The organism is Citrobacter sp. Cf116 (assembly GCF_030336505.1).
Taxonomy (GTDB): domain Bacteria; phylum Pseudomonadota; class Gammaproteobacteria; order Enterobacterales; family Enterobacteriaceae; genus Citrobacter; species Citrobacter freundii.
Map to the genome: position 1 here is coordinate 99,867 of NZ_JAOWEQ010000001.1, position 22,842 is coordinate 122,708.

At 56.9% G+C, this 22,842-nt stretch carries 23 protein-coding genes; 4 read left to right on the forward strand and 19 right to left on the reverse strand.

The features are described 5' to 3' along the window. Positions 1–154 precede the first annotated feature (154 nt). On the forward strand, positions 155–1,468 hold the full coding sequence (gene gltP / locus OGV74_RS00455) for a glutamate/aspartate:proton symporter GltP (RefSeq protein WP_003031773.1): 1,314 nt from the start codon (positions 155–157) through the stop codon (positions 1,466–1,468). Positions 1,469–1,572: 104 nt separating this feature from the next. On the opposite strand, the gene yjcO is transcribed toward gltP, so the two are convergent. Both yjcO and fdhF read right to left on the reverse strand, forming a co-directional pair. After that, positions 1,573–2,262, reverse strand: coding sequence for a Sel1 family TPR-like repeat protein YjcO (gene yjcO / locus OGV74_RS00460; RefSeq protein ID WP_003031775.1), 690 nt, complete (start codon positions 2,260–2,262; stop codon positions 1,573–1,575). Between the two features lie 103 nt (positions 2,263–2,365). Continuing rightward, a complete protein-coding gene (gene fdhF / locus OGV74_RS00465) occupies positions 2,366–4,513 on the reverse strand; it encodes a formate dehydrogenase subunit alpha (protein ID WP_080602221.1) in 2,148 nt (715 codons plus the stop codon). Positions 4,514–4,800: 287 nt separating this feature from the next. Between fdhF and OGV74_RS00470 the strand changes: the two genes are divergently transcribed. Continuing rightward, on the forward strand, positions 4,801–5,532 hold the full coding sequence (locus OGV74_RS00470; RefSeq protein WP_086504811.1) for a response regulator: 732 nt from the start codon (positions 4,801–4,803) through the stop codon (positions 5,530–5,532). A gap of 87 nt (positions 5,533–5,619) precedes the next feature. On the opposite strand, the gene OGV74_RS00475 is transcribed toward OGV74_RS00470, so the two are convergent. The 6 genes from OGV74_RS00475 to OGV74_RS00500 form a co-directional block, all read right to left on the reverse strand. Further along, positions 5,620–6,624 (reverse strand): carbohydrate kinase family protein, encoded by a 1,005-nt coding sequence (locus OGV74_RS00475; protein ID WP_086504812.1) that lies wholly within the window; start codon positions 6,622–6,624, stop codon positions 5,620–5,622. Beyond that, complete coding sequence (locus OGV74_RS00480) at positions 6,621–7,481, reverse strand: ketose 1,6-bisphosphate aldolase (RefSeq protein ID WP_003031787.1); 861 nt, start codon at positions 7,479–7,481, stop codon at positions 6,621–6,623. Before OGV74_RS00480 ends, OGV74_RS00475 begins: the two co-directional genes overlap by 4 nt. Before the next feature lie 14 nt (positions 7,482–7,495). After that, positions 7,496–8,179, reverse strand: a complete 684-nt coding sequence (locus tag OGV74_RS00485) for a D-lyxose/D-mannose isomerase (RefSeq protein ID WP_046671373.1) — start codon at positions 8,177–8,179, stop codon at positions 7,496–7,498. Between the two features lie 120 nt (positions 8,180–8,299). Further along, on the reverse strand, positions 8,300–9,241 hold the full coding sequence (locus tag OGV74_RS00490; RefSeq protein WP_048213896.1) for an ABC transporter substrate-binding protein: 942 nt from the start codon (positions 9,239–9,241) through the stop codon (positions 8,300–8,302). Between the two features lie 29 nt (positions 9,242–9,270). Further along, positions 9,271–10,266 (reverse strand): ABC transporter permease subunit, encoded by a 996-nt coding sequence (locus OGV74_RS00495; protein WP_003031803.1) that lies wholly within the window; start codon positions 10,264–10,266, stop codon positions 9,271–9,273. Further along, a complete protein-coding gene (locus OGV74_RS00500) occupies positions 10,259–11,782 on the reverse strand; it encodes a sugar ABC transporter ATP-binding protein (protein WP_032948336.1) in 1,524 nt (507 codons plus the stop codon). The genes OGV74_RS00495 and OGV74_RS00500 overlap by 8 nt, the downstream gene beginning before the upstream one ends. Before the next feature lie 114 nt (positions 11,783–11,896). Between OGV74_RS00500 and OGV74_RS00505 the strand changes: the two genes are divergently transcribed. Beyond that, positions 11,897–14,161 (forward strand): hybrid sensor histidine kinase/response regulator, encoded by a 2,265-nt coding sequence (locus OGV74_RS00505; protein ID WP_086504813.1) that lies wholly within the window; start codon positions 11,897–11,899, stop codon positions 14,159–14,161. A 69-nt stretch (positions 14,162–14,230) separates the two neighbouring features. Continuing rightward, the gene (gene yjdP / locus OGV74_RS00510) at positions 14,231–14,560 is read left to right on the forward strand and encodes a DDRRRQL repeat protein YjdP (RefSeq protein WP_086504814.1); all 330 of its coding nucleotides are present in this window, start codon (positions 14,231–14,233) and stop codon (positions 14,558–14,560) included. Positions 14,561–14,761: 201 nt separating this feature from the next. Here yjdP and phnP read toward each other — a convergent pair whose 3' ends face one another. The 11 genes from phnP to phnF all read right to left on the reverse strand — a co-directional run bounded on the left by phnP (position 14,762) and on the right by phnF (position 22,829). Beyond that, positions 14,762–15,520, reverse strand: a complete 759-nt coding sequence (gene phnP, locus OGV74_RS00515; protein WP_003844762.1) for a phosphonate metabolism protein PhnP — start codon at positions 15,518–15,520, stop codon at positions 14,762–14,764. An 8-nt stretch (positions 15,521–15,528) separates the two neighbouring features. After that, a complete protein-coding gene (gene phnO / locus OGV74_RS00520; protein ID WP_032948341.1) occupies positions 15,529–15,963 on the reverse strand; it encodes an aminoalkylphosphonate N-acetyltransferase in 435 nt (144 codons plus the stop codon). Further along, the gene (phnN, locus tag OGV74_RS00525; RefSeq protein WP_032948343.1) at positions 15,950–16,504 is read right to left on the reverse strand and encodes a ribose 1,5-bisphosphokinase; all 555 of its coding nucleotides are present in this window, start codon (positions 16,502–16,504) and stop codon (positions 15,950–15,952) included. The genes phnO and phnN overlap by 14 nt, the downstream gene beginning before the upstream one ends. A gap of 2 nt (positions 16,505–16,506) precedes the next feature. Next, positions 16,507–17,643 (reverse strand): alpha-D-ribose 1-methylphosphonate 5-triphosphate diphosphatase, encoded by a 1,137-nt coding sequence (gene phnM / locus OGV74_RS00530; protein ID WP_003031811.1) that lies wholly within the window; start codon positions 17,641–17,643, stop codon positions 16,507–16,509. Next, complete coding sequence (phnL, locus tag OGV74_RS00535; protein WP_003841104.1) at positions 17,640–18,320, reverse strand: phosphonate C-P lyase system protein PhnL; 681 nt, start codon at positions 18,318–18,320, stop codon at positions 17,640–17,642. Before phnL ends, phnM begins: the two co-directional genes overlap by 4 nt. An 89-nt stretch (positions 18,321–18,409) precedes the next feature. After that, positions 18,410–19,168 carry a phosphonate C-P lyase system protein PhnK gene (phnK, locus tag OGV74_RS00540; RefSeq protein ID WP_003844769.1) on the reverse strand — a complete coding sequence of 253 codons (759 nt, stop codon included), beginning with the start codon at positions 19,166–19,168 and terminating at the stop codon, positions 18,410–18,412. Continuing rightward, the gene (phnJ, locus tag OGV74_RS00545) at positions 19,165–19,956 is read right to left on the reverse strand and encodes an alpha-D-ribose 1-methylphosphonate 5-phosphate C-P-lyase PhnJ (RefSeq protein WP_224774781.1); all 792 of its coding nucleotides are present in this window, start codon (positions 19,954–19,956) and stop codon (positions 19,165–19,167) included. Before phnJ ends, phnK begins: the two co-directional genes overlap by 4 nt. Positions 19,957–20,002: 46 nt before the next feature. Further along, entirely contained in the window at positions 20,003–21,070 is a 1,068-nt protein-coding gene (locus OGV74_RS00550; RefSeq protein WP_032948345.1) for a carbon-phosphorus lyase complex subunit, read from the reverse strand. Further along, on the reverse strand, positions 21,070–21,654 hold the full coding sequence (gene phnH, locus OGV74_RS00555; protein ID WP_003841109.1) for a phosphonate C-P lyase system protein PhnH: 585 nt from the start codon (positions 21,652–21,654) through the stop codon (positions 21,070–21,072). Before phnH ends, OGV74_RS00550 begins: the two co-directional genes overlap by 1 nt. Continuing rightward, the gene (phnG, locus tag OGV74_RS00560) at positions 21,651–22,103 is read right to left on the reverse strand and encodes a phosphonate C-P lyase system protein PhnG (RefSeq protein WP_003031825.1); all 453 of its coding nucleotides are present in this window, start codon (positions 22,101–22,103) and stop codon (positions 21,651–21,653) included. Before phnG ends, phnH begins: the two co-directional genes overlap by 4 nt. Continuing rightward, on the reverse strand, positions 22,104–22,829 hold the full coding sequence (phnF, locus tag OGV74_RS00565) for a phosphonate metabolism transcriptional regulator PhnF (RefSeq protein ID WP_032948348.1): 726 nt from the start codon (positions 22,827–22,829) through the stop codon (positions 22,104–22,106). Between the last annotated feature and the right edge of the window lie 13 nt (positions 22,830–22,842).

Here is a 22,842-nt window from a genome sequence, read left to right on the forward strand (position 1 = left end):
TCTTAGAGGGTTGCGCGGAATGCCATGCAGATGATAATGATAATAAGCGTTAAAAAACTCCATAAACGAACGCAACACAATTCATACCCTTTCAGTATGTACTATTCCCACACACCGCATGTGGAATAGCGCTCCATCGAGGAAGTCCGTTGTTATGAAAAATTTGAAAGTCAGCCTGGCATGGCAGATTCTAATCGCCATGGTGCTGGGCATTCTGCTAGGGAGTTACCTGCATTACCATAGCGACAGCCGCGAATGGCTGGTGGTCAACCTGCTGTCTCCGGCGGGCGATATCTTTATCCATCTGATCAAAATGATCGTCGTGCCGATTGTTATCTCCACGCTGGTGGTTGGTATTGCCGGGGTGGGTGATGCAAAACAGCTGGGCCGTATTGGCGCCAAAACCATTCTCTATTTCGAAGTGATCACCACCGTAGCGATTATTCTTGGCATCACGCTGGCGAATGTTTTCCAGCCGGGTTCCGGGATTGATATGTCGCAACTGGCGACCGTGGATATTTCGAAATATCAAAATACCACCGCAGAAGTGCAGAGCCACGCGCATGGCCTGATGGGCACGATTGTGTCGCTGGTGCCGACTAATATCGTCGCGTCGATGGCGAAAGGCGATATGTTGCCGATTATCTTCTTCTCGGTGCTGTTTGGTTTAGGCTTGTCTTCACTACCAGCAACCCACCGCGAGCCGCTGGTGACCGTGTTCCGCTCGATTTCAGAAACCATGTTTAAAGTGACCCACATGGTGATGCGTTATGCGCCAGTCGGTGTTTTTGCGCTGATTGCTGTGACCGTCGCGAACTTCGGTTTTGCCTCCCTGTGGCCGCTGGCGAAACTGGTGCTGTTGGTGCATTTTGCCATCCTGTTCTTCGCGCTGGTGGTGCTGGGGATTGTGGCGCGTATCTGCGGTTTGAGCATCTGGATCCTGATCCGCATTTTGAAAGATGAGCTGATTCTGGCTTACTCTACCGCCAGCTCCGAGAGCGTACTGCCGCGTATTATCGAGAAGATGGAAGCCTATGGCGCACCGGCTTCAATCACCAGCTTTGTGGTGCCGACCGGCTACTCATTCAACCTTGATGGTTCAACGCTGTACCAGAGTATTGCCGCGATCTTTATTGCGCAGCTGTATGGTATCGACCTGTCGCTGTGGCAGGAAATCGTATTAGTACTGACGCTAATGGTTACGTCGAAAGGGATTGCGGGCGTGCCGGGCGTCTCCTTCGTGGTACTGCTGGCTACGCTTGGCAGCGTCGGGATCCCGCTGGAAGGTCTGGCGTTTATCGCCGGTGTTGACCGTATCCTCGACATGGCGCGTACCGCGCTGAATGTAGTGGGGAATGCGCTGGCGGTGCTGGTTATCGCCAAGTGGGAGCACAAATTTGACCGCAAGAAGGCGCTGGCTTACGAGCGCGAGATGCTGGGTAAATTTGATAAGACCGCTAATCATTAATTAATGAAAGATTGCCGGATGGCGCTGCGCTTATCCGGCCTACGGAAGACGGTGAACTGTAGGCCGGATAAGGCGTTTATGCCGCCATCCGGCAATGCAAACCATTACCCGTTTGTTAACTTTTCAAACTCTTCGCAGCCGGTATCGAACCCTTCCATACAGCTCAGATTCAGCCAGTGCAGCGCCTTCTGTTTATTCTTCACGATAAAACCCTGCTCGCCGTTTAAGAACATCATTCCGGCCCAGTACTCGGAATAACCGGTGCGGGAGATGGCGGAGCTGCGTTTGAAATACCATGTCGCTTTTTCATCGTCTGCGGGGATCCCCACGCCGTTGGCGTAAATCAGCCCGAGCAGCATTTGCGCGTCGACGGCCGAGTCATTTTCCAGATCTTCAGAGGCGTTTTGCAGCAAGGTAATGGCTTTGGGGTAATCTGTGTGTCCTGCCTGGGTGTTGACCAGAATCCGCGCCAGGGTGAGTTCTCCTGCTTTACTGCCCGCTTTGGCTGCCTTTTCCGCCAGAGTTTTGGCCTGGGGGTAATCCAGACTGACCGGATTCGTAATTTTGATTTGCGCCAGGAGCGCGCAGGCGTCGGCATCGCCATTGTCGGCGGCTTTTTGCGCCCAATACTCGGCTTTGCTCAAATCGCCCGAACTGAACCAGGTATCGGCAAGAAAGTACTGTGCGCGACGGTCCCCTGCCTCAGCGGCCTGTAAGTACTGGCTTCCTGGCTCAGTATCACTGGCATGGGCAAAGAATGTCATAAAGAACATCAATGCAATGAGTTGTTTCATTTTGAGTTTTATTTAGGGTACGGAATGAACAGTATAAAGAGATCGTATGGATAAAAAAACAGCCTCCGGGCGGAGGCTGTTGCAGAACAGGTACGTAAACGGACTAACCCATCGCGCTTTCGCGCAGACTGGCTTTCAGCTTGTTGTACTCATCAATAACATACTGCTCGGCAGCGCGCTGATCGGCAATGCGTTCAACGTTAACGGCACAGTACTTATACTCTGGCGTTTTGGTAATCGGGCTTAAGTTCTCGGTTACCAGCTCATTACATGCGCCAATCCACCACTGGTAGGTCATATAAATCGCGCCTTTGTTTGGACGATCGCTGACTGCTGCACGGGTAATGACCCGACCTTTACGCGAGTTAACCCACACCAGTTCTTCGTCCTGGATGCCCAGGCGTTCTGCGTCGGCGGTGTTGATCTGGGCATAGCCCGGTTCATCCGCCAGCGCGGCCAGCGCCGCACAGTTACCGGTCATCGAACGGCAAGAGTAGTGGCCGACTTCACGCACCGTAGACAGTACCATTGGGTACTCTGGGGTGAGTTTGTCGATTGGCGCTACCCAGTCGCAGGTGAAGAACTGCGCCAGGCCGTTCGGGGTGTCGAACTTCTCTTTAAAGAGATAAGACGTCCCCTGATCGGCTTCTGAGGTGTCGCGGCAAGGCCACTGGATATAACCCAGTTCGCCCATTTTCTCGTAAGTGGCACCGTAGAAATCCGGGCACAGATGACGCAACTCGTCCCAGATTTCTTGGGTGTTGTTGTAGTGCATCGGATAGCCCATACGGGTGGCGATTTCACTGATAATCTGCCAGTCCGTTTTCAGATCCCACTTCGGCTCAACGGCTTTAAAGAAGCGCTGGAAGCCACGGTCAGCCGCGGAGAATACGCCTTCATGCTCGCCCCATGACGTAGACGGTAAAATAACGTCTGCGGCAGCGGCGGTTTTGGTCATGAAGATATCCTGCACGATGACCAGTTCCAGATCCTCAAAGCCTTTGCGCACTGCGGAGAGTTCAGCATCGGTCTGTAATGGATCTTCACCCATGATGTACGCCGCGCGTACTTCGCCATGCGCAGCACGGTGCGGCAGTTCGCTGATGCGATAACCGGTATGTGCAGGCAGACTTTCCACGCCCCAGGCTTTAGCGAATTTCTCGCGGTTTTCCGGGAACTTAACGTACTGATAGCCCGGATAGGTATCCGGCAGCGCACCCATGTCACATGCACCCTGAACGTTGTTCTGGCCACGAACCGGGTTAACGCCCACGCTTGGCTTACCGAGGTTGCCGGTCAGCATTGCGAGGCTGGTCAGTGAACGCACGGTTTCCACGCCCTGATAGAACTGGGTAACACCCATGCCCCACAGGATAGCCGCGCTTTTTGCCGTGGCATACATACGTGCAGCCTGACGAATATCCTGCGCGCTAACGCCAGTGATATCTTCGACGGACTCCGGCGTGTAGCCTTCGACAATCTTGCTGTACTCTTCGAATCCTTCCGTACGGGAGGCGACGAACGCCTGGTCGTACAGTTTTTCTTCGATGATGACATGACCCATGGCGTTGAGCAGCGCGATGTTCGAGCCGTTTTTCAACGCGATGTGCATGTCGGCAATACGCGCGGTTTCAATTTTGCGCGGATCGCAGACGATGATTTTCGCCCCGTTACGTTTAGCGTTAATCACGTGATTCGCCACGATCGGGTGGGAATCCGCCGGGTTATACCCGAAGATGAACACTAAATCTGTGTTATCAATTTCATTGATAGCATTACTCATTGCGCCGTTACCGACCGATTGGTGCAGACCTGCAACCGATGGGCCGTGTCAGACGCGAGCGCAGCAGTCAACGTTATTGGTACCAATAACGGCGCGCGCGAATTTTTGCATTACATAGTTGGTTTCGTTACCCGTACCGCGAGATGAACCGGTCGTCTGAATAGCGTCCGGGCCATACTTCGCTTTGATGGCGCTCAGACGAGTGGCGACGTAATCAAGCGCTTCATCCCAGGAAACAGATTCCAGTTTGCCGCCACGCTGGCGACGGATCATTGGGGTTTTCAGACGAGGGGTCAGGATCTGGGTATCGTTGATAAAATCCCAGCCATAGTAGCCCTTCAGACACAGAGTACCCTGGTTGGTTTTCCCCTGCGCCGCTTCAGCCCGGACGATTTTGCCGTTATCGACCACCAGGTTGATTTTGCAACCTGATGCGCAATATGGGCAAACCGTGACGACTTTTTTCATCGGTCTCGCTCCAGTTAATCAAATCGCGCATACGCGCTGTCGCCCTCAGTATGCATCTTCTATGCCACTTTTTTATTGTGGGCATTCCCTGATATTACGGGTGATTTTTGGTCAAAACCCTGACGAAAAACAGGCTGTCGTCATATTTGACGTGTCGAATCTCCAATACGTGACGCCCCGGCAGTGTGACCGAGGTTATGTTTCCCACATATCCTTGTGCCTTATCGCTGTCACTCTGGGCAGAATCAATCACACTCATTTAAGTTGGCCAGAAATGGGGAAAAACAATGAAGCCAGCCATACTGGTTGTGGATGATGACGTGGCAGTCTGCTCGCTTTTACAGGATGTGCTGAACGAACACGTCTTTGCGGTGACCGCTTGTCACACCGGGCAGGAGGCGTTGCGCTGCATTGAGACTCAGCCGGAGATCGCGCTGGTATTGCTGGATATGATGTTGCCCGACATCAACGGTCTGATGGTGCTGCAGCAGGTGCAAAAGATGAGGCCCGGATTACCGGTGGTAATGCTGACCGGGCTTGGTAGCGAGTCGGATGTGGTGGTCGGGCTGGAAATGGGCGCTGACGACTATATCGGTAAACCGTTCAATGCGCGGGTGCTGGTGGCTCGGGTAAAGGCGGTGCTCAGACGCGTTGGCGTGTTAACGGCAGAAAGCGGCGGCCCACAGTCCACGGGGCTTTCTTTCAATGGCTGGCATCTCGATACCGCCGGTTGCCAGTTACATAATCCCCAGCAGTTGAAGGTGGAGTTGACGCAGGGGGAATACAGCCTGCTGTTGGCGCTGGCCCAAAATGCCCGCCGGGTGCTGAGTCGGGAACAACTGCTGGAGCTGACGCGTAGCGACAGCGTTGAGGTGTTTGACCGCACTATTGACGTGTTAATCATGCGCTTGCGGCGAAAAATAGAGATTAACCCGCATCAACCGATGTTGATCAAAACCCTGCGTGGGTTGGGTTATGTGTTTGCCGCCGACGTGCAGCATCACGATAAGGCGGCGTGATCGTGTGCAGTTGCCGGATGCGGCGTAAACGCCTTATCCGGCCGACAAAAGCGACAACGACCGCGTAGGCCTGATAAGCGCAGCGCATCAGGCGTCAACCATTTCTGCTTTTAACTCTGCCAGCGTTTTCGCGCCGTCTATCGCGTTGGCGCACAGCAAACTGGCCCGTGCGCAGGCGTGCGCCAGCCTGACGCTGTCCGCCAGCGACCAGCGCTCATGACAGCCATACAAAAATCCGGCGCAAAATGCATCTCCCGCCCCGACGCTACCGACGATCTCCTCCTGCGCCAGGTACTGTGACGGGATCCAGGTGCCCGGCAGATCCGGCGCTTCACCCCAGGCACCTTCCGGACAGTGAATAACCACCCGCTGGCGTACGCCTGCATCCAATAATTCGCGTGCGGCGGTGGCGATGTGCGCAATGTGAAGTTCGCCGTTGGGCTGGCGGATCTCCAGCCCGCTAAATTCTCCGGCTTCCAGCTCGTTAATCACCAGATAGTCAAGATGGCGCAAGGCTGGCATCACCAGTGGCTGGTAGCGCGGGTCGCCCTTGCGTGAGACCAGATCCAGCGATGTTTCAAAGCCGTTGTCGCGCATTTGCGCCAGCAGCCTTGCGCTACGCGTCCCGTACTCCTCATCCGGCATGTCCAGACTGTCGAGCAGCAGCAGATAACCAAGATGGAAGATTTTCATCGAGGTATCCAGTTGCTCAAAAGCGGGCAAATCCAGCAGTCTGTTGGCACCCGGCGAGTGGAAAAAGGTGCGCTGACCGCTGGGATCGGTCATCACCTGCGACATCGACGTGGGCGCGAATGTCGTGCGCTGCACGTGTTGGCGATTAACGTGATACTGCTCCAGCATCGCCATGATGTAGTCGCCATCGCTGTCCTGACCGATTAACCCCACCGCCTGCAACGGCAGCCCAGTGTGCATTTTTGCCAGCGTCAGTAGCACATTAAGCGGCGCACCGCCCGTGGCGCGTTCGCTACGGGTGATTTCCGCCAACCAGCCGCGTTCCGGCCACTGCACAATTTGATGCACATGATCGACCAGCATGTTGCCTGCGGCGATAACGCCTTTGCGTTCCATCAGACCCGTCCCGCGCTGCCAAAAATGCGCATCTGTTCTGAAACGGTATCGGTAATGGCTTCCTCAATGCCGAGCAGCAGTTCGGCGAATTCGTCGTATAAGGGCTGACGATTCGCCATCCGCGTCTCCACTGCCGACAGCGCCGCCTGCGACATGCCGGTATAGAAGTTGATTTTGTGAATGCCGAGTTCAATTGCGCGCTTGAAATCGTCGTCGCTGATGCCGGAGCCACCGTGCAGTACCAGCGGGATTGCCGCCTGCTGGCGAATGGCGTCCAGACGCGGGAAGTCGAGCAGCGGTTCGCCTTTATATTTGCCGTGGGCATTGCCAATGGCGACCGCCAGCGCGTCAATCCCGGTTCTGTCAACGAAATCACGCGCCAGCATTGGGTCGGTAAACAGTGATTCGTCGGCATGACCGTACAGCGCACCGCCTTCATCGCCACCGACTGCGCCCAACTCAGCTTCCACCGACACGCCGACGGCGTGGCACATCTTCACCACTTCGCGGGTCTGACGGATATTTTCTTCGTACTCCAGCGTGGAGCCATCGAACATCACTGAGCTGAAACCTAAGCGTAACGCTCGCACCACCGACTCAAAGTGCAGGCCGTGGTCAAGATTCAGCACTACCGGAATGTCATGCCGCGCGGCTTCGAATTTGACCGCTTCGACCAGAGAATCCAGCGAGATATATTTAAAATGCACCTCGGCAATGTTGATAATAAACGGCGAACGTTCTTGCTTTGCTGCGGCAAACAACGCGCGCAGGAAATGTGAATCCAGAACGTTAAACGCCCCTAAGGCATAGCGGTGCTCGCGGGCATGGGCAAGGCCATCAGCGAGTGAGATCAACGGCATAATGTGCTCCTTGGTTAGCGGAACAGGCGATATTCGTTACACAGCACCAGCATCGCCGGTTCGTCTTCTTCAATGTCGTTGTAGCGGGAAATCGGTTGCAGAAAATGGTTGTCGTGGTCGTCGTCATTAACAGAAGAGACCTCGCCAACCAGCACGTCGCCAAAACCTTCTTCCGCCCAGAAGCTGTGATACAGGCCCGGCGGCAGGCAGATGCTTTCACCCGGCGTCAGGCGCAGTTGACTGCCTGCGGCATGGGTTTGCCGACAGCCGTCAATCACCACGCTAACGTCGCTGTCTTCCGTTTGCTCGCGGATCCCTGCATTCCACAGTTCTACAATGAGATTGCCGCCGCCGCGATTGATAATGTCTTCGCGTTTGCGCCAGTGAAAATGCATCGGCGTGACCTGTGCATCGCGAACATGCATGATTTTCTCGGCGTAGCATTTCTCGTAAGGCATGCCTTTCGGCGAACCATTACGCAGGGTGAACAGCGTTAATCCTTGCGCGGCGAAATTGTTGCCGCCAAACGCAGTGACATCCCAACCGAGCTTAAGGTCGAACACTTCGCTCCAGGCAGCGGCATCAAGCTTGCGCCATTGGGTCGGGGGGAAGCTGGCAAAAGGGGGGAGATGCACGTCGTGCTGAGAGAAAAACTGGCGCGTGTGGCCAAGGATCTCGTTTATTGCGGAGCGTTTCATCGGCAGAATCCTCCTTAATATAATGCCGGATGGCGCCTCGCTTATCCGGCCTACAACTTCATAGCGATCTTGTAGACCGGATAAGGCATCTTTGCCGCCAACCGGCGTTGTTGTGGCGGGCTATTTAACCGTCCAACCCTTATAACTGCCGACGTTGTTTTTATCGATCATCGTCACTGGGATCAGCACGGGTTCTTTCGGGGCGGGTTTCCCCTGCAATATGTCATAGCCGATTTCAACCGCTTTGGCAGCCATCACCTGCGGATCTTGTGCCGGAGTCGCCACAAATAGTGAGTTTTCGCGCTTCAGCGCTTCTTCACCGTCTGGGGATCCATCTACGCCGACAATAAAGAATTCGCTACGCTGCGCCTGTTTTGCCGCCAGATCGGCGCCGATCGCTGTGGGATCGTTAATGGCGAATACGCCGTCGATCTTCGGATTCGCCGCCAGCAACGCGGTCATGATCTCCAGCCCGCCTTCGCGACTGCCTTTGGCATTTTGGTTATATGACAGCACCTTGATGTCAGGGTGGCGTTTAAACTCGGTCTGGCAGCCTTCCACACGGTTCTGGACGGCAGATACCGGTGGCCCGTTGATAATGACCACGTTGCCTTTGCCTTTCAGACGGTCGGTAATATATTTACAGGCCATTTCTCCCGCCTGGGTGTTATCGGAGGTGATGGTGGCGTCTGCGCCTTCCGCCGCCACGTCAACGGCGACCACCACAATCCCGGCGTCTTTCGCGCGTTTTACCGCCGGGCCGATGCCTTTGGAGTCGGCGGCGTTAAGGATAATCATGTCGACTTTGGCGGCAATAAAGTTGTCGATTTGCGACACCTGCTGGCCCAGATCGTAGCCGCTGGAAACCAGCGTCACTTTAACGTTATCACCGGCCAGTTTGCGTGCTTCCAGCTCCGCGCCTTTGGTGATCTGCACGAAGAACGGGTTGGCCAGATCGCCCACCGTAACACCGATGGATTTCAGTTCTTTTGCCTGTACAAACGGAGCGCTAGCAAGCAGTGCGCCAGCACAGAGCGCGGTGACTAAGGGCTTCAATCTCATGCTGTATTCCTCGAAGTAAGATGTTGTTGTTATGCACTTTGATGGTGTCGGGTACGGTATTTGTCGATAAGCACCGCTATGATGATCACCGCCCCTTTGATCACCAATTGCCAGAAATAGGAGACGCCCATCAGCGTCATGCCGTTATTGAGCGTGGCGATGATCAACGCCCCCACCAGCGTGCCGGTGATGGTGCCGATCCCGCCAACAAAGCTGGTGCCGCCGAGGATCACCGCCGCGATGGCGTCCAGTTCGTAACCCATACCTAAGTTGCCGTTGGCGCTGTACAGCCGCGAGGCGCTCATCACCCCGCCAAGACCTGAGAGCAAACCGCTCATGCCGTAGACGAACAGCAGCACCAGCCACACTTTGATCCCGGTTAAGCGCGCGGCCTGCATATTGCCGCCAACCGCATAGATATGAACGCCGAGCGTTGTGCGCCTAAGAATGAACCAGCACACCACCACCACCGCCAGCGCAATGACCACCAGCCACGGAACCGGACCGAGATAGTTGTTGCCGATCCACTCAAAGCTGATGTTGGAGTTAATCACCGTCGTGCCATCCGCCAGCAGATAGGCCGCGCCGCGCAGCGCCGTATAGGTTCCAAGCGTGACGATAAACGGCGGCAGGCCGGCAAAAGCGACCAGCGCGCCGTTAAACAACCCCAGCACCATGCCGAGCAACAGTGCAGCAGGGACTGACAGCATGGCAAACTCAGGAATGAGAGAAACCACCATGGCTGCGACGGCGGTGGTGCCGAGAATCGAACCAACCGAAAGATCGATGCCGCCGGTTAAAATAATGAAGGTCATGCCAGCGGCCAGCACGATGTTGATCGACGCCTGGCGGGTAATATTCAGCAGGTTGCTTTCGGTAAAAAAGTTAGGCGCGATAAAGCCAAACACCGCCACTATCAGGATGAGAATCGGTAAGATACCGACCGTTTGCATCAGATCGCTCATCAGCATTTTTTTTGCGGAGGCGGATTTCGCCACCTGCTGGGGAGTGGTTGGATTATTCATGGGGCACCGCCTGATGATGGGAGTCGTTCACGCCGGTTGCCAGCGTCATAATATTTTCCTGGGTAATACTTTGTCCGTTCAGCTCGCCGGCAATACTGCCTTCGCGCATGACGTACACGCGGTCGCTCATCCCGACCACTTCCGGTAGTTCGCTGGAGATCATCAGGATCGCCACGCCTTTGCGCGCCATATCGTTCATGATCCGGTAGATCTCGCTTTTGGCGCCGACGTCCACGCCGCGCGTCGGTTCATCGAGGATCAAAATGCGTGGCCCGATCGCCACCCAGCGCGAAATCAGCAGCTTTTGCTGGTTGCCGCCGGACAAGCCTCCTGCGCGGACCTGGGCATGCGGGACGCGAATATTGAGCAATTTGATGGCGTCATCGGAAATCGCCTGCGCCTTTTTGCGATCGAGCATGCCCCAGTTCGCGTCACGTTCCAGCGTTGCCATGGTGATGTTTTCTGCCGCTGCCAGCTCTAAAAATAATCCCTGCTCTTTGCGGTTCTCTGTCAGAAAACCAATGCCGTGGTCAATTGCTTCGCGCGGGGAGTGGATCACCACCGGTTCACCGTCCACTTCAATCATGCCGCCGATGGCTTTGCGCACGCCAAAAATCAGCTGCGCCAGTTCAGAACGCCCTGCGCCGACTAACCCGGCCAGGCCTACGATCTCCCCGGAGCGCACCAGCAAGCTGCACGGCTGGACTTTATGGCCGTCGGTAAGGTGATGGACGTTGAGGCGTGCTTTACCTAAGGGAATATCGCGCTCTTTGTTGAACAGATCGCTCAACGGACGGCCCACCATCATGCGCACCAGCTCCGAGGCGTTGAGCTTGTCGCGGGTCAGGCTGCCAACATATTGCCCGTCGCGCAGGACGCTGACGCGATCGGAGAGTTCGTAAACTTCCGCCATGCGGTGGCTGATGTAGATAATCGCCATCCCCTCATCGCGCAGGCGCATGATCAGTTCAAACAGGCGGTGGGTTTCACGTGAGGAGAGGGCGGCGGTGGGTTCATCCATCACCAGAATGCGGCTGTTACGGTGCAGGGCACGGGCAATTTCAACCTGCTGCTGTTCGGCGATGGTCAACGTCATCACACGGTCGCTGGCCTTAAACTGGGCACCGAGTCGGTCGATGACTTTCTGTGACTGCATGATCATCTCTTTACGCTGGACCAGACCGCCGCGCGACAGCTCGCTGCCAAGAAAGATATTTTCTGCCACCGTCAGGTTCGGCGCGAGCTGCATCTCCTGGTAAATCAGCGTGATGCCTGCGCTCAGCGCATCTTTGGGACCGCGAATGTGAAACGGCTGACCGTCAATCAGGATTTCACCGCTGGTGGCGGTATAGGCACCCGCGAGGATCTTCATCAGGGTGCTTTTCCCCGCACCGTTCTCGCCCATCAGGGCATGAATCTCGCCCGGCCAGACCGTTAAATCGACCCCTTTCAGCGCGTAAAATTTGCCAAACGCTTTAGCAATGTTGCGCATCTCCAGAACCGGTGTCCTGCTCATGGCGGATCTCCTGTGGGGTGGCCGATATCAGCAGTCCATCACAGGAATGTAAATGCAAAATGTCAGAAGCCGTTCATATTTGTCATATTGCGATTTTTCTTCACGGAGCGTGATATGCCGCAACCGGGACGTCACTTTTTCGCCAGTGCGCGTGGACGATTGCTGTTCTTCAATCTGCTGGTGGTGGCGGTCACGCTGATGGTGAGCGGCGTGGCGGTGCTGGGGTTTCAGCACGCAAGCCAGATCCAGGAGCAGGTGCAGCAGCAAACCGTTGACGACATGACCGGCAGCATGAACCTGGCACGGGATACGGCGAACGTGGCGACAGCGGCGGTGCGGCTGTCGCAGGTAGTCGGGGCGCTGGAATACAAAGGCGAAGCGGAGCGGCTGCAGGAGACGCAAAGGGCGCTGAAGCAGTCGCTGGAACAACTGGCTACCGCACCGCTGGCGCAGCAGGAGCCGGGGCTGGTCGAGCGAATTATCCAGCGCAGTAATGAACTACAAAGCAGCGTGGAAGGGATGTTGCAGCGCGGTCAGCGGCGGCACCTGGAACGTAACGCGCTGCTCAGTTCACTGTATCAGAATCAAAGCTATTTACGTCATCTGCAAAAGCTCACCGGCGCGCAGGACGATGTGCTGCTGGGGCAGATGGACCGCTTAATTGTTGCCGCCATCGACACGCCCACGCCGCGTTCAGTGGTGAAACAACTGGATGCGGTGATGCCCGCTCTTCCCTTGCTTCATGCCAATCCGCTGATTAGCGGTATCCTCAACGACTTCAACCAGGAGCTGCATAAGCTGGAGCCGCTCTCTTCCGCGCTGGAGCAAAGCGATTTGGCCATCAATTGGTATATGTTCCACATCAAAGCGTTGGTGGCGATCCTCAACAGCGATATCAACCAGTATGCCTCGCAGGTGGCGCTGATCTCTGAGCAGCGGGTGGCGCAAAGCCATCAGGAACTGCAATCCGGCGCGTTGTTTATTTTAGTGTTTGCGCTGCTGGCGGTGGTGATCACCGGTTTTGCCGGGTGGTATATCTACCGTAATCTCGGCTCCAACCTAACGGCCATTTCGCGGGCGATGACCCGGCTGGCGCACGGTGAATCAGACGTCAGTGTCCCGGCCCTGCAGCGGCGCGATGAGCTGGGCGAGCTGGCCCGCGCCTTTAGCGTCTTTGCCCGCAATACGGCATCGCTGGAGCACACCACCCGACTGCTAAAAGAAAAAACCAGCCAGATGGAAATCGATCGCACCGAGCGTCAGGGGCTGGAAGAAGCGCTGTTGCACAGCCAAAAGCTGAAGGCGGTGGGGCAACTGACGGGTGGATTAGCGCATGATTTCAATAACCTGCTGGCAGTGATTATTGGCAGTCTGGATTTGGTGAATCCGGAGTCGCCCGATGCGCCACGGGTCAATCGGGCGCTAAAAGCCGCCGAGCGCGGGGCGCTGCTTACCCAACGGCTGCTGGCCTTTTCGCGCAAACAGTCATTGCACCCTCATGCGGTGGAGCTGAAAACGCTGCTGGAAAACCTGGGCGAACTGATGCGCCACTCTCTTCCGGCCACGTTGACGTTGGAGATTGAAGCCCAGTCGCCTGCCTGGCCCGCGTGGATTGACGTCAGCCAACTGGAAAACGCCATTATCAATCTGGTGATGAACGCCCGTGACGCCATGGACGGGCAGGCGGGCACGATAAAAATCCGTACCTGGAATCAACGGGTTACGCGCAGCGATGGGCGTAAGCAGGACATGGTGATGCTGGAGGTAGCCGACCAGGGAAGTGGGATGTCGCAGGCAGTGAAAGCGCAGGTCTTCGAGCCCTTTTTCACCACCAAACAGACCGGCAGCGGCAGTGGGCTGGGGCTGTCGATGGTTTACGGTTTTGTGCGCCAGTCCGGTGGCCGGGTGGAGATTGAAAGCGCCCCCGGGCAGGGAACGACTGTCCGGCTGCAACTGCCTCGCGCCGTTGTTCCGGTGCAGGCTCAAGTGGAAGCGGTAGCGCAACACACAACGACCAACGATGAAAAACTGGTGTTGGTGCTCGAGGATGAGGACGATGTACGCCAGACGTTGTGCGAGCAATTACACCTGCTGGGCTACCTGACGTTAGAGGCCGCCAACGGCGAACAGGCGATGCATATGCTGGCGGCTTCATCCGAGATTGATATTTTTATCAGCGACTTAATGCTGCCAGGTGGTTTAAGCGGCGTGGATGTGGTTAACCATGCCCAGGCACATTATCCGCAGTTGTCCATCCTGCTGATGAGCGGTCAGGATTTACGCCCGGCGCATAACCCGGCGCTGCCGGATGTGGCACTATTGCGTAAGCCTTTTACCCGGGGAGAGCTGGCGCAGGCGCTGCGGCATTCGCGTAATTGAGATTCCTCCGCTACCCGCGCAAATACGCTTTGGTTACCTTGGGGCGAGTTTCTTGATGAGGCTGGTTTTATGCAACGCTCCGCGACATTCCTTCTTTTTAGTTTGCTGATGCTGACCACCGTATCGGCGCAGGCGGATATTATCGATGACGCCATTGGTAATATTCAGGAGGCGATAAACGACGCATACAAACCGGACAACGGGCGGGATTATGATGATTCCCGTGATGAAAGCTGGCAGCGCCAGATGAGTGACGACCGGCGCAGGCAATATGACAATCGCCGCCGCCAGTTTGAAGATCGACGTCGCCAACTGGATGACCGTCAGCGCCAGCTTGATCAAGAACGGCGTCAGTTAGAAGACGAAGAACGCAGAATGGAAGAAGATTACGATCGTTAACTGTAACTATCTAAATGTAAGAATATTTTATCCCCTGTAAGGGATTTCGCTGTCAGCTCAACATCTCGCCATTTTATGTCAATGCATGCACTTGAGCACAGTGCATGTATGCATTGCAATCTCTCTATGCTTATGGAAAAGTCGCCTGGCTGTCGTCTTGTCGGCCGGATAAGATGTTTTCATCGCATCCGGCAAATTTCCTTACTCCAGCATAATCTCCATTCCGTCATATCCTGCCTCAAACCCTGCGGGAAGCTGGTTTTCCATCATCCACAGGTCGAACTGATGGCTGATATGCGTCAGGATCACCCGTGGACAGCGGATAACGTCGTTCAACGCGATAACGGTATTTAAATCACAGTGATTGCGCGGTGGCTCGGCGCGCGGGGCATGGCTGCAGTCGATGATAATCACTTGGGGTTGGTTATTGTGGAGAAACTTCAGCGTCTTGTCGGGAAGTCCGGCGGTATCGGAGAGCCACGCCACGCGGCTATGTGCGGTCTCCAGCAGATAACCAAACGTCAGCTTTGAATGGTTGAGCGGTAGCGGCGTGACCTGCAATCCTTGCAGGTCAAACACTACGAATGGCGCGACGGTATGGCTAAAATCGAGGATACCGGGATGCTTAAACAGATCGTCGCAACCCTGTTCATCCGGCGGTCCGTACACCGGGATAGTCGCCCCCACGCCCCAGCGCAGCGGAAACAGCCCCTGCACGTGATCCATATGATAGTGGGTCAACAGAAACTGCTGGAAGCTGCCCGCTGGCCAGTCGTCCATCAGATGCGGGATCCCTGCGTCCAGCAGCGTCACCGCATTGTTGAATTTGACCACCCCGCTACAAGGGCGTCGACGATATTGCGCCTGTAAGCGTGCTCGTTGGCAGGCCGCACAGTCGCAGCCAAATGTCGGCACCAGCTGTGCGCCGCCCGTTCCCGTTAGCGTAATGGTCAGACTCATGGCTCCCCCTACAGCGGTTTGGTGAAGCGAAAATGGCTCATGGTATAGCCTTCGCGCTGGTAAAAACGGTGTGCGTCAAGGCGTTGGGTGCTGGTGGAAAGCTCGGTGACTTCTGCGCCCGCTTCGCGTGCGGCGGCTTCGGCCCAGGCCAGTAGCTGGCTGCCAACCCTTAACCCTCGCGCCTGCGGCATCACCACCAGTTCCTGGATTTCGCCAATCCAGTTGGCGTGGTGAAGATGAAACTGCAGGTGTAGACCGATCAAGCCGACGACCTGTCCGTCGATCAGTGCCAGCTGGTAGTGCATATTGGCATCTTGCAGATTAGCGGCGTAACCAGTGCTAAAAGCCTGCAGGTCAAATTGACCCTGCTTCAACTCGCAGATGAGCGCGTAAACCGCATCGGTATCGTAGAGCGTGGCGCGGCGTAATTCACAGACAGACATGTTTCTTCTCCTTGCGTCCCATCAGTGCGAGCAGTGTATCGACAGACTGTAGCAAACTACCATCGTTATTCAGGACGTGGCAGTCATACGGGGCGTAGCGGGCTGCGCGTTCAAGACGGGCGGCGATTTCCGTTTCGCTCTCCCGCCCACGAGCCTGCAGGCGCTGGCGGAGAACTGCCGGAGAAACCTGTAAGCAAATGGGAAGCAAAGAAGCGCCATAACGGGCCTGCGCCTGGGGCAGATGCGCACGCGAGCCGTTGACCACCACATCAAAACCAGCGTGCAGCCAGAGGTCTATCTCCACGCCGACGCCGTAGTAGAAACCGTTGGCGTGCCAGCTCAGCGCCAGCAGATTCTGCCCGGCGCGGGTAAAAAACTCTGGTTCACTTAGCGCAATATGATTTTCATTCCCGGCGTTGGCGGCGCGGGTGATGTAGCGATGCGCCACCAGCAGTTGCGCCGGTTCCTGCTGGCGCAATTCTGCCAGCAGACTGTCCTTACCGGAGCCGGACGGCCCCATCAGCCAGATCAGTTTACCCATAGTCAGAATACCCTTTTGCCCTGACGCCAGACGTGGTCGATATGGATGTTGCCGCCTTTGCGATGCGCCAGCACCAGATCCGCGCGTTTACCTTCGGCAATAACGCCGCGATCGTCGAGATTTAAGGCCCGCGCCGGATTGCGGGTCACCAGACGAATAGCCTGCGACAGCGTAAAGCGGTTAGCGTCGTCATCCGCTACGCGAAATGCCGCATCGAGCAGGCTGGCGGGGTAGTAGTCGGAGGAGAGAATATCCAGCAGCCCCAGCTCAGCCAGCCTATGTGCCGCCACGTTGCCGGAGTGAGAACCGCCGCGCACGATGTTAGGTGCGCCCATCAGCACGTTCATGCCATGCTGGCGTGAGGCATCGGCGGCTTCGAAAGTTGTGGGAAATTCGGCGATCACGCTGCCAAGTTGATGCGATTCCAGCACATGATCGCAGGTGGCATCGTCATGGCTCGCCAGCGCAATCTGGCGCTCACGGCACATCTGGGCAATCGCCGTGCGGTTGGGCTGTGACCAACGCGCAGCCAGCGCTAACTGTTCTTCTTCATAACGGGCCATCTGCTCGTCGGTGAGCGAATACTTGCCCTGATAATACTCGCGGTACTTCTCACGATTGGCGAACTGACGCTGGCCGGGGGAATGATCCATCAGCGACACCAGCGTCACCGGCTCACGACCGACCAGTTTTTCAAACAGCGGCAGGGTAGTGTGATGCGGCAGCTCGCAGCGCAGGTGCAAGCGGTGCTCGGCGCGATTGACCCCACGCTTTTGCGTCTCTTCCACCGCGTTGATCATCTTCTCCAGATTTTCCAGACGGTCACCACCGTCGCGCACATCGCCAATCGCCACTGCGTCCAGCACGGTGGTAATGCCGCTGGCGACCATTAGCGCGTCGTGGCTGCTCATCGCCGAGTGGGCAGGCCAATCTACCTTCGGGCGCGGGGTAAAAAATTTGTCGAGATTATCGGTATGCAGCTCGATAAGCCCTGGCAGCAGCCAGCCGCCTTCGCCGTCCAGCGCCTCAGGTAGGCTGCTCGGACTTTCAGCAAAGGCGCGAATGACCCCGCCCTCGATTTCCAGCGATCCTTGCACCACGTCATCTTCCAGTACCAGCTTTACATTATTGATAATCATGCTGTTGTTCCCATCAGATGCAGACGATCCGCTACGCGGTCGCGCACGGTTTGATCGTGAAAAATACCGACAATTGCTGCGCCGCGGGCTTTTGCTTCTTCAATCAATGCGACGACGGCGGCGCTATTTTTGGCGTCCAGCGAGGCGGTGGGTTCATCGAGCAGCAGAATCGGGTAATCGACGATAAATCCGCGGGCGATGTTGACGCGCTGCTGTTCGCCACCGGAGAAGGTCGACGGTGCCAAATGCCACAGCCGCTCCGGCACGTTCAGGCGGGTAAGCAGGTTAGCCGCTTTGGCTGCACACTCCTCACGGGAGACACCCAGATCCAGCAGCGGTTGCATCACCACATCCAGCGCGGAAATCCTCGGGATTACGCGCAGGAACTGGCTTACCCAGCCGATGGTTGAACGGCGAACTTCCAACACTTTGCGCGCCGGGGCCTGCACCAGATCGACCCACTCATCGCTGTGGCGAATGTGGATGTGTCCTTCATCCGGCAGATAGTTGGCGTACAGCGATCGCAGCAGCGTGGACTTGCCGCTACCCGAGTGACCGTGCAGCACCACGCATTCGCCATTTTTCACTTCCAGCGTGGCGTTTTGCAGCACCGGCAGACGCACGCCGTTTTGCTGATGCAGGACAAAAGTTTTACTGACGTTTTCAACGCGAATCATTTGAGCCTCATGGTTCTTATTGCCGGATGGCGCTGCGCTTATCCGGCCTACAAACAGCGCCCCGTAAGCTGCCATCCGGCATCCGATGTTTAATTTTGCAAAACGGACGACACCAACAACTGGGTGTACGGATGGTGCGGGTCGTCGAGCACGCGGTCGGTTAATCCACTTTCCACCACCTGACCCTGCTTCATCACCAGCAAACGGTCTGCCAGCAGACGCGCCACACCCAAATCGTGGGTGACAATGACCACTGCAAGATCCAGTTCCACCACCAGGCCGCGCAGCAGGTCCAGCAGTTTGGCCTGTACCGAAACGTCCAGCCCGCCGGTGGGTTCGTCCATAAACACCAGTTTGGGATGGGTGACGAGGTTGCGGGCGATCTGCAGGCGCTGCTGCATACCGCCGGAAAAAGTGGTTGGCAGGTCGTCAATACGCGAGGCAGGGATCTCCACCTCCTCCAGCCAGCGCTGCGCGGTGGCGCGGATATCGCCGTAGTGACGCGCGCCAGTGGCCATCAGGCGTTCGCCGATATTGCCGCCTGCGGAGACCTGACGGCGCAGGCCATCCAGCGGATGCTGATGCACCACGCCCCATTCGGTGCGCAGCAGACGGCGACGGTCGGCCTCGTTCATGCCGTACAGCGAACGGTTCTGATACAAAATCTCACCGCTCTGCGGCGTCAGCCGTGAAGAGATCGATTTCAGCAGCGTGGTTTTGCCAGAACCGGACTCGCCGACGATACCCAGCACTTCGCCTGGCCACAGGTCAAAAGAGACATCGCTGAAGCCCTTGCCCGGCGCGTAGAGATGGGTCAGGTTGTTGACTGAAAGCAGCGGTTGCGTCATTTGCTGAGGGCCTCGCTCTGTTGGCGGCAGTAATCGGTGTCGGAGCAGACAAACATGCGTTTGCCGCTGTCATCGAGCACCACTTCATCGAGATAGCTGTGGGTTGAGCCGCAGATGGCACAAGGTTCATCCCAGCTCTGCACGGTAAACGGGTGATCGTCGAAATCGAGACTTTCCACGCGGGTGTAAGGTGGAACGGCATAGATGCGTTTTTCGCGGCCTGCGCCAAACAGTTGCAGGGCTGGCATCATGTCCATCTTCGGATTGTCGAATTTCGGGATGGGCGACGGGTCCATGACGTAGCGGTCGTTGACCTTCACCGGATAGGCGTAAGTGGTGGCGATATGACCGAAGCGGGCGATATCTTCATACAGTTTCACCTGCATGATGCCGTACTCTTCCAGCGCGTGCATCGTGCGAGTTTCCGTTTCACGCGGTTCGATAAAGCGTAGCGGCTCGGGGATCGGTACCTGGAAGATGATTATTTGATCTTCCACCAGCGGCGTCTCCGGGATGCGGTGGCGGGTCTGGATCAGCGTCGCATCTTCCGTACGCTCAGTGGTATTCACTCCGGTCACACGCTTGAAGAAATTACGAATCGATACGGCGTTAGTGGTGTCGTCCGCGCCCTGGTCAATCACTTTCAGCACGTCCGGCTCGCCAATCACGCTGGCGGTAAGTTGAATACCGCCGGTTCCCCATCCGTATGGCATCGGCATTTCACGTCCGCCAAACGGTACCTGGTAACCGGGGATCGCTACCGCTTTCAGAATTGCGCGGCGGATCATGCGTTTGGTCTGCTCATCAAGATAGGCAAAGTTGTAGCCGGAGAGGTTAGTGGTCACAGGTGGCCTCCTGTTGCAGGCGTTTGAGCAGTTCCAGTTCGGCCTGGAAATCGACGTAATGGGGAAGTTTGAGGTGCGAAACAAAACCCGCCGCCTCGACGTTATCCGCATGCGCCAGCACGAACTCTTCGTCCTGCGCCGGTCCTGTGACCGTTTCATCGTATTCGGCTGCCTGTAGGGCGCGGTCCACCAGCGCCATCGCCATCGCTTTACGTTCGCTCATACCGAACACCAGCCCGTAGCCGCGGGTAAAATGGGGGGATTCATTTTCTGGCGCGACAAATCCGTTGACCATTTCACATTCCGTCATCAGCAGTTCGCCGACGCTCACCGCAAATCCCAGCTCTTCCGGTACGGTTTCCAGTGCCACATAGCCGCTGCGGATTTCGGCGGCAAACGGGTGGTTGCGCCCGTAGCCGCGCTGGGTGGAGTAGGCCAGCGCCAGCAAATATCCCTCGTCACCGCGCATCAACTGTTGCAGACGTGAAGCGCGTGAGCAGGGGTAAACCGGCGGCGTGCGGGTGATGTCGTCGGGTGTTGCGCCATCATCCTCTTCACGTTTAGCCAGGCCCTGGTTCGCCAGCAGGGAAAAGACGTGCGGGGAGGCATCCTGCGCGCCGTCTGCGCTGCGCAGAGGCGGGGTTTCGCCATTGGCCAGTAAGGTAAAATCCAGCAGGCGATGGGTATAGTCATAGGTTGGACCCAACAGCTGCCCGCCGGGAATATCCTTGTAGACCGCGGAGATTCTGCGCTCAAGACGCATTTCTGCGCTGTTAACCGGTTCGCTGACAGCTACCTTTGCCAGCGTAGTGCGGTAGGCGCGGAGCAAAAAGATGGCCTCGACGTTATCGCCGCTGGCCTGTTTGAGCGCCAGTGCAGCCAGTTCGCGGTCAGCGATGCCACCTTCGGTCATCACCCGATCAACAGCCAGGTTCATCTGCTGTTCGATTTGCGCCACGCTCAGTTCAGCAATGGTCTCATCGCCCCGGCGTCGGTTTTCCTGCAGGGCGTGGGCGTTGGCTATCGCCTTTTCGCCCCCTTTGACGGCGACGTACATCAGCACACCTCCACATGGGTGGTTCGCGGAATAGCCAGCAGGCGTTCGCCACAGGTGAGGATCAGATCGACCCCCAGTGGGAACGGATGCGGGCGTTCGGTGAGTTCGTGAATCAGGCATTCCGGCAGCTGTGGCGCGATCATGCGCTCTTCGGCGATGCCCGCGCCGGTCAGACGCAGCATGCGTCCGCCGCTTAAGCCAGAGACCTGCACAATCAGCGTGGCGCTGGTCTCTGGCGCGACGGCGGAACCGGCGGAGAGGGCGTTAAGCTGTTCGCTGCTGATACGTTCGTCGGCGACGGCAAAGGCCGCCAGCTGCGGCTGATCCACCAGCGGCGCGTTGGTGTGAAAACGCAGGTTCTGCCGGGCGATATCGTTATCCACCGACGGCGCCAGCCAGACCGGCGTGTCGCCATCGACCAGGGTCAGCAGCACGCTGGTGGTCGCCAGACCCAGCGGCTGCCAGCCGTGTTTCAGTTGATGCAGGGCGACGATTACGCCCGGTTCGCTCATGGCTTTCAGCAGGCGACGAAAGCTCTGCTGAGCATCCTGAACGGGTAAATTAAATGCGGTCTGTAAGGTCATGCGTTATCTCCGCGTACCAGCGTGAAGAAGTCGACCCGGCTGGCGTTGACTTCGGCACAGCGTGCGTTAATCAGCGCATCGCGTTCCGCTTCCAGCGGGGCAATTAAGGTTTCCATTAGGTTCTGGAAATGCGTTTGTTCCTGCAGTAGCGCGTCAATTACCGCGCACTGCTCGGCATGTTGTTTGTTGCGTCCCAGCAGGTAGCTGTAACCCAGCGTGCCGCTCTTCAGGCGTACCACTGCGCGGGTAAGCGTGGTGTCACCGGCAAAGAAGCGGTTACCGGTACCGCCCATACGGGCCTGGATCTGCATCAGTCCGCTTTCCGGCGCGCGGATAAGTTCATAGTCCGGCGTCAGTTTGAGCGCGTTGATGCGGGCGTTCAGGGCATCGGCATTGCTGTAAGCCAGCGCGCGCATCCAGCGCTGGCGGGTGGCGGTATCGAAATGCATTCAGTGCTCCATAGTGAATTCGATCATGTCGGCGCGGGTCAGGCTGACGGAGTATTCCGCCGCGTGTTCTTCGCCTTCACGGTGGTTCAGGGTGCGCACGCACAGCAGCGGCGCCATATTGGGGATTTCCAGCACCTTGCTCTCTTTGGCCTGCGCGCGGCGGGCGCTGATGCGCGTTTGCGTGCGCAGCAGCGTCAGATCTGATTGTTGGCGCAGATAGTCGTGCAGTGAGCCGCTGTTAAAGCCTTGCAGCAGCGGCCACAGCGTGAGGTCGGAAAAATAGTGGTCGATCTGGCACAGTGCGATCCCGTTAACCCGACGCAGGGTGCGCAGGTGAATCACGTTATCGCCCTCGTTTATGCTGAGCGCATCGGCAATGTGGCTGGAGGCCGGACGCAGCACCGCCAGCAGTTTTTCGCTGGTGGGGTGGCTGCCCTGGTCCAGTAGGTTCTGACTAAAGCGTGCCTGGGCATTAAGCGGGTAATCGAACGGGCGCATCAGCACCAGTACGCCGACTCCCTGGCGACGCTGAACCCAACCGCGTTCAACCAACTGGTCAATGGCGCGGCGCAGGGTGTGGCGGTTTACCTCGAAGCGCGCGGCAAGCTGATGCTCGGCGGGCAGATAGTCACCGCAGCGATAATGTTGACGTAGCTCCTGCTCAAGTCTCGCGGCAATTTCCTGATAACGCGTTGGATAACTGGTCGGATGTGTAGACAAGTGCATAGCAATCAATGCC

Excerpts from the sequence above, each read along its gene's own strand:
- phnM (WP_003031811.1), bottom strand. The coding sequence starts at position 17,643 with ATGATTATCAATAATGTAAAGCTGGTACTGGAAGATGACGTGGTGCAA.
- yjcO (WP_003031775.1), bottom strand. The coding sequence starts at position 2,262 with ATGAAACAACTCATTGCATTGATGTTCTTTATGACATTCTTTGCCCAT.
- OGV74_RS00505 (WP_086504813.1), top strand. The coding sequence starts at position 11,897 with ATGCCGCAACCGGGACGTCACTTTTTCGCCAGTGCGCGTGGACGATTG.
- phnK (WP_003844769.1), bottom strand. The coding sequence starts at position 19,168 with ATGACGCAACCGCTGCTTTCAGTCAACAACCTGACCCATCTCTACGCG.
- phnL (WP_003841104.1), bottom strand. The coding sequence starts at position 18,320 with ATGATTCGCGTTGAAAACGTCAGTAAAACTTTTGTCCTGCATCAGCAA.
- OGV74_RS00485 (WP_046671373.1), bottom strand. The coding sequence starts at position 8,179 with ATGAAACGCTCCGCAATAAACGAGATCCTTGGCCACACGCGCCAGTTT.
- gltP (WP_003031773.1), top strand. The coding sequence starts at position 155 with ATGAAAAATTTGAAAGTCAGCCTGGCATGGCAGATTCTAATCGCCATG.
- phnN (WP_032948343.1), bottom strand. The coding sequence starts at position 16,504 with ATGGGTAAACTGATCTGGCTGATGGGGCCGTCCGGCTCCGGTAAGGAC.
- phnO (WP_032948341.1), bottom strand. The coding sequence starts at position 15,963 with ATGTCTGTCTGTGAATTACGCCGCGCCACGCTCTACGATACCGATGCG.
- OGV74_RS00480 (WP_003031787.1), bottom strand. The coding sequence starts at position 7,481 with ATGCCGTTGATCTCACTCGCTGATGGCCTTGCCCATGCCCGCGAGCAC.
- OGV74_RS00490 (WP_048213896.1), bottom strand. The coding sequence starts at position 9,241 with ATGAGATTGAAGCCCTTAGTCACCGCGCTCTGTGCTGGCGCACTGCTT.
- phnG (WP_003031825.1), bottom strand. The coding sequence starts at position 22,103 with ATGCATTTCGATACCGCCACCCGCCAGCGCTGGATGCGCGCGCTGGCT.
- phnF (WP_032948348.1), bottom strand. The coding sequence starts at position 22,829 with ATGCACTTGTCTACACATCCGACCAGTTATCCAACGCGTTATCAGGAA.
- OGV74_RS00500 (WP_032948336.1), bottom strand. The coding sequence starts at position 11,782 with ATGAGCAGGACACCGGTTCTGGAGATGCGCAACATTGCTAAAGCGTTT.
- yjdP (WP_086504814.1), top strand. The coding sequence starts at position 14,231 with ATGCAACGCTCCGCGACATTCCTTCTTTTTAGTTTGCTGATGCTGACC.
- OGV74_RS00550 (WP_032948345.1), bottom strand. The coding sequence starts at position 21,070 with ATGTACGTCGCCGTCAAAGGGGGCGAAAAGGCGATAGCCAACGCCCAC.
- OGV74_RS00495 (WP_003031803.1), bottom strand. The coding sequence starts at position 10,266 with ATGAATAATCCAACCACTCCCCAGCAGGTGGCGAAATCCGCCTCCGCA.
- phnP (WP_003844762.1), bottom strand. The coding sequence starts at position 15,520 with ATGAGTCTGACCATTACGCTAACGGGAACGGGCGGCGCACAGCTGGTG.
- OGV74_RS00470 (WP_086504811.1), top strand. The coding sequence starts at position 4,801 with ATGAAGCCAGCCATACTGGTTGTGGATGATGACGTGGCAGTCTGCTCG.
- phnH (WP_003841109.1), bottom strand. The coding sequence starts at position 21,654 with ATGACCTTACAGACCGCATTTAATTTACCCGTTCAGGATGCTCAGCAG.
- phnJ (WP_224774781.1), bottom strand. The coding sequence starts at position 19,956 with ATGATCCGCCGCGCAATTCTGAAAGCGGTAGCGATCCCCGGTTACCAG.